This window comes from Actinosynnema sp. (assembly GCF_052038725.1).
The window spans coordinates 1-5,972 of record NZ_JBQGCX010001433.1 but is presented as its reverse complement, the minus strand read 5'-3'; the positions used below and the strand labels follow the sequence as shown (position 1 = coordinate 5,972).

4 protein-coding genes are annotated in these 5,972 nt (G+C 74.4%); 2 read left to right on the top strand and 2 right to left on the bottom strand.

The window, feature by feature from the left end:
- Together ACTUAL_RS30310 and ACTUAL_RS30305 are read right to left on the bottom strand one after the other, a co-directional pair.
- Positions 1-213, bottom strand: a 213-nt coding sequence (locus tag ACTUAL_RS30310) for a hypothetical protein (RefSeq protein ID WP_440902635.1), incomplete at its 3' end; no start/stop codon positions are given.
- Positions 210-968, bottom strand: coding sequence for a thioesterase II family protein (locus tag ACTUAL_RS30305; RefSeq protein WP_440902634.1), 759 nt, complete (start codon positions 966-968; stop codon positions 210-212). The genes ACTUAL_RS30305 and ACTUAL_RS30310, both read right to left, overlap by 4 nt.
- Before the next feature lie 326 nt (positions 969-1,294).
- Here ACTUAL_RS30305 and ACTUAL_RS30300 point away from each other — a divergent pair, with 326 nt between their 5' ends.
- Complete coding sequence (locus tag ACTUAL_RS30300) at positions 1,295-3,193, top strand: AMP-binding protein (protein WP_440902633.1); 1,899 nt, start codon at positions 1,295-1,297, stop codon at positions 3,191-3,193.
- Between the two features lie 256 nt (positions 3,194-3,449).
- Positions 3,450-5,972, top strand: a 2,523-nt coding sequence (locus ACTUAL_RS30295; protein ID WP_440902632.1) for a non-ribosomal peptide synthetase, incomplete at its 3' end; no start/stop codon positions are given.

Sequence of the window (5,972 nt, the reverse complement as noted above, 5' to 3'; positions counted from 1 at the left end):
GACCCGGTTGAGCGCACCCTGCAGGGCGACCACGTCGACGTCGCCGACCAGCTCGGCGGCGCTGACGATGTTGTAGGCGGCGTTGGCGGCGGGCTCCAACTGGCACAGGAACCACAGCTGGCGCTGCGCCGGGGCGGCGGGCAGCACGAAAAGGCCGGTGTAGTCGCGGGCCGGTCCACCGCCGACCCCGCCCACGTACGACGAACTGCTCATCGCGGTCCCTCCCCGGTCAGCGCGCGCTCGACGGTGGCCAGCACGTCGGCCTCGTGCTCCTGGACGAAGAAGTGGCCGCCGGGGAAGTCCGCGACCCGGCAGTCCCGGCTCGTCAGCGCCGACCACCCCCGGCTGCCCTCGACGGTGACCTGGGTGTCGTCGGCGCCGCGCAGCACCAGCACGGGGGTCTCCAGCGGTGGTCCCGGCCGGTGGACGTAGGTCTCGGCGAGCGCGAGGTCGGCGCGCAGGCTGGGCAGCATGAGGTCGACCAGGGCCGGGTAGGCCAGCGCCTCGGGGTCGAGCCCGCCGGTGGCGGCCAGCCACGCGATGAGCTCGTCGCGCGGCAGGTCGTGGGCGCGGTCGAACTCCACCGCCTGCGGCGCCTCGCAGCCCGCGACCACGAGCAGCGCGGGCGGCGGGAAGCCGGACGCGCGCAGCCCCCTCGCGAGCTCGAAGGCGATGAGCGCGCCCGCGCTGTGCCCGTAGAGGGCGTAGCGGCGGTGGGTGCGGGAGCCGACGACGGGCACCAGGGCGTCGACCAGCTCGGCCAGGTCTGCGATCGCGGGCTCGTCGAGCCTGCGCTCGCGGCCGGGCAGCAGCACCGCGGACACGCGCACCGACGTGGCCGCGCGCTGCCAGCCGTGGAAGGTGGCGCCCCCGCCGCCCGCGTGCGGGAAGCACAGCAGCTCGCACACCGGGTCCGCCGGGGTGTCCGAGGAGGCGAACCACCTGGACCTGGCGTGTGCTGGCAGCACGGCTGACCTCCGCGTCGGTGGTGGGACCCGAGCTGGTCCGGAGGCGCGGCGGCACCCTCGGGTGCTGTCTGGGCCGCGGTGGTTCTCCGGCTGGCCGCGGTGGGCGGGCCTGGCGCGATCGGGGCTCTTCATCCTTACCAGCAGCGGAGGTGGGCACGTCAACCCTGGTGCGCCGAGGTGAGAGGGGGTGGGGAGACGAGTGAGACCGCCCCGAGAGACCGGCTTCGGCGGGTGAGAGCGCCGCGAGAGTCGGGCTACCTAGATTCGTCCACTGTCCACACCTGCGCACGAGCCGTCCTGCCCCCGCAGGCGGAGGGAGCTCTCCGATGTCGTCCTCGCGCACCCTGGTCCACGTCCTGCTCGACCACGCCTCGGAGCGCGGCGACCAGGTCGCCTACGAGTTCCTGCACGACGACGGGCGCGTGTCGGCGATGACCTACGGGGAGCTGGTGGGCCGCGCGGCCTCGGTGGCGGGGCGGGTGCGGGCGGCGGGGGCGGACGGGCCCGCACTGCTGCTGTTCCCACCGGGGCTGGACTTCGTGGTGGCGGTGTGGGGGTGCCTGCTGGCGGGAGTGCCCGCGGTGCCCGCCTACCCGCCGCTGCTGGGGCCCGCCGAGCGGGTGACGGAGCGCTTCGCGCGGATGCTGGACGACTCGGGCGCCTCGGTGCTGCTGGCCGACCCGCTGGTGCTCGGCGTGCTGGGAACGCCGGACGCGGGCGTGCCCGCGCCCACAGCGATCACCCTGGAGGGCTTGGAGGTCGCCTCACCGGACCTGGACCGGTTGCCGCGCCCGGACGACGTCGCCCTGGTGCAGTACACCTCGGGCAGCACCAGCGCGCCCAAGGGCGTCGTGCTGGAGCACCGGAACCTGGTGGCGAACGTGGAGGCCATCAGCGAGGTCTTCGCGCTCGACCGGACCACGCGGGCGGTGTCCTGGTTGCCCCCGTACCACGACATGGGCCTGATCGGCTTCATCCTGACCCCGGTCCACGGCGGTTTCCCGGTGCGGCTGATGTCGCCGGTGACGTTCCTGCGCGACCCGCTGCTGTGGCTGCGCCAGATCAGCGAGCTCGGCGTCACCCACACCGGCGGCCCGAACTTCGCCTACGACCTGTGCGCGCGTCGGGCGGGGGACGAGGACCTCGGCGACCTGGACCTGAGCAGTTGGCGGTTGGCGTTCAACGGGGCGGAGCCGATCCGCCCGGCGACGCTGTCCCGGTTCACCGCCCGGTTCGCGGCGCACGGGTTCCGGGGGCGTTCGTTCCTGCCGTGCTACGGGCTGGCCGAGGCCACGCTGATCGTCACCGGCAGGCGGTGGTCGCCGTCGGACGGGCTGGTCGACGGCCGGGTCGACTGCGGGCCGGTGGTGCGCGGGCACCGGCTGGCCGTGGTCGACCCGGACACCCTGGCGCCGCGGCCGGACGGCGTCGAGGGGGAGCTGCTGCTGGCGGGGCCGAGCGTCACGCGCGGGTACTGGAACGACACCGGGGTCGCCGAGGAGGAGCTGTTCGCGGAGCTGGACGGCGAGCGGTACCTGCGCACCGGCGACCTCGGGCTGCTGCGCGCGGGCAACCTGGTGGTGACCGGCAGGCGCAAGGACGTGCTGATCCAGCACGGGGTCAACCACCACGCGCACGACCTGGAGGCCGCCGCGACGGCGGTGGCGGGCGTGCGGCCGACCGCGGCGGCGTTCACCGGGGCCGAGGAGGAGGTGGTCGTGGCGGTCGAGGTCGCGGCGAACGCGGACGCCGACGCCGTCTCCTCCGGGGTGCGCGAGCGCGTGCTGGCCGCGACCGGTGTCCGGGTGGACGCGGTGGTGCTGTGCGCGCCGCGCAGCATCCCCCGCACCACGAGCGGGAAGGTGCAGCGGTCGCTGGCGCGGTCCCGGTTCCTCGGCGGCGAGCTGTCCGGTCGGGTGGTGGTGGCCGAGGCCGCGCCCGCGGCGGACGACTCGGCCGTCGTGGCGTTCTTCGCGTCGGTGTTCGCCGTGGTGTGCGAGGTGCCGCGGTGCGGTCCCGAGCAGACCCTGAGCAGCATCGGCGGCGACTCGATCCGGGCGGCCGAGATCGCCGCGGTGACCGAGGACGCCCTGTCGCTGGCGGTGCCGGTGGAGGTCGTCCTGGACGCCCAGTCCCCGAGGGAGCTGACCGCGCGGCTGACCGCGCTGTGGGCGGCCGAGGGCGTCGACGAGGCCGATGTGGTGGCGCGCCTGAGCGCGGTGTAGGCCGGGGCGCCCGCGACGGGGCCCTCGGGACGCGCCCGGTCCCGCCGCGGGAACGCGCGGGGACGGTGGCGCGCGGCCTGCGGTCCGCTCGACGGCGCGATTCGCGGTCGCCCCGACGGGCCGGGCGACCGGGTGCACCGCACCGGGGAACCGGTGCGCGGGATGGGCGTGGCGGGCCGGGGTTCGACGGCCGGGAGCTGTCGACCCCCTCTTCCCACCGCCACCACGACACGTCTGATTCGGAGGGGCCGGTCCAGTGAGTGACACAGCGCACGGCAGGAGCACCGCGGCACGGCTGGTCGAGCGCTGGCGCGCGCGTCGCGCCGCCCCCGGCCCCGACTTCTCGGTGACCCCGGCGCAGCTCGGGCTGCGCCTCTTCGAGGAGATCCACCCCGGCACGGCGGCCAACGTGCTGTCCTTCGTCGCCGAGGTCGGCGGAACGCTCGACCTGGACCGGCTCGGCGACGCGCTGGCCCGGCTGTCCGAGCGGCACCCGGTGCTGCGGGCGGTGTTCGCCCCCGGAGCGGCCACCTGGTCGCCGCTGCCGGGGCCGGTCGGGCTGGAACTGCGCGCGTCCGCCTCCCGCGACGACGCGCTCGACGTGGCACGACGAGTGGCGGCCGAGCCGGTGGACCTGGCGGTGGGGCCGCCGTGCCGGGTGGTGGCGCACCGGCACCCGCGCGGCCTGCTGCTGCAACTGGTGGCGCACCACGTCGTGGCTGACGGCTGGTCCCTGGGCGTGTTCCTGGGTGAGCTGTGCGCGGCGTACGCGGGCGCGGAGCTGCCGCCCGCCGGGATCGCCCAGCCCGCGGCGAAACCGGTGTCCGAGGCGGACCTGCGGTACTGGCGCGATGCGCTGGCCGGGGCGGTCCCGGTGGGGCTGCCCACCGACCGGCCGCGCTCGGCGCGGCGCAGGTTCGGCTCGGCGGGCGTGCCGGTGGCTGTCGACGGGACGACGGCGAGTGCGGTGGCGGGGTTGGCGGCCGAGGAGGGCGCCACCCCGTTCATGGTGCTGCTGACGGCGCTGCACCTGGTGCTGGCGCGCACGACCGGGCGAGAGGACCTCGTGGTGGGCTCGGCGATGGCGACGCCGGAGCGGCACGCGGCCCCGACCGCCGTGGGACCGCTGGTGACCATGGTGGCACTGCGCACCGACGGTTCGGGCGCCCGCACGGGCCGGGACCTGCTGCGGGCGGTGCGAGCGACCTGCCTGGGAGCCTACGGCCGCGCGCACGTGCCGTTCGAGGACGTCGTGGCGCAGGCGGGAGCCGGGCGCGAGTCGGTGTTCGACGTGCTGCTCGTGCTGCAACCGGCACTGCCCCGGTTCGAGCTGGACGGGCACGAGGTGCGCCCGGTGGCGCTAGCCCCCTCGGGGGTGCGGCACGACCTGGAGCTGTACCTGTGGCAGGCGGAGGACGGCCTGTCGGGGACGCTGGGCTACGACCCGGACCTGTTCGACGAGGTGACGGCGAGGACCTTCGCGCGACGCCTGGGCAGGGCGGTGGCGTCGCTGGTGGCCGCCCCGGACGCGGACGTGGCGGAGCTGGAGGTGCGCGCCCCGGAGGAGTTGGCGGCGCTGGCGCGGTGGGCGAGCGGACCACCGGTGGCGGAGTCGGGGCTGTGCCTGCACGAGCTGGTGGAGTCCCAGGTGGACCGCACCCCCGACGCCACCGCCCTGCGCACCAACGAGGAAACCCTCACCTACGCCGAACTCGACCAGCGCGCCAACTCCCTCGCCCACCACCTCATCACCACCCACCACACCCGACCCGGCGACCTCATCGCCGTCTGCCTGCCCCGCACCGCACACCTGATCACCACACTGCTCGCCATCCTCAAAACCGGCGCCGCCTACGTCCCCCTCGACCCCCACTACCCCGCACAACGCACCAACCACCTCATCACCGACTCCAACGCCACCCTCCTGATCACCACCTCGCAGCTCGACCCCGGCGATCGGCCGGTGGTGCTGGTCGACGCGCTGGAACCGACGCGTCCCGCGTCCCGCACCGGGCTCCGGCTCTCCCCCTCGGGTCTGGCTTACACGATCTACACCTCGGGTTCGACCGGCCGTCCCAAGGGCGTGATGATCGAACACCGGCAGACCACCGCCATGCTCACCTGGGCGCGCGACACCTTCCCACCCGAGGTCGTGGCAAGGACGCTGGCCTCGACGTCGATCTGCTTCGACCTGTCGGTCTTCGAGATCTTCGCCCCGCTGACGACGGGCGGGACGGTGGTGCTGGCCCCCGACAACGCGCTCGACCTCATCCACCACCCCGACGCCTACCGGGACGTGACCCTGATCAACACCGTGCCCTCGATCGCGAGCGAGCTGCTGGCCGCGAACGCCCTGCCCCCGCAGGCCCGCACGATCAACCTGGCCGGGGAAGCGCTCTCACCCAAGCTGGTCACCGAACTGCTCGCCCTGCCGACCGTCAGCACCGTGAACAACCTCTACGGCCCCAGCGAGGACACCACCTACTCCACCCACGCGATCACCACCCCCAACGACCCCAGAACCCCCATCGGACGCCCCGTCCACGGCACCACAGCACACGTGCTCGACAACCAACTCAACCCCGTCCCCCTCGGAACCATCGGCGAGCTCTACCTCTCCGGCGCAGGCATCACCCGCGGCTACCACAACCAACCCGCCACCACCGCCGAGAAATACCTCCCAGCACCCAACGGACAACGCCTCTACCGCACCGGAGACCTCGCCCGCTGGCGCACCGACGGACAACTCGACTACCACGGACGAACCGACAACCAAACC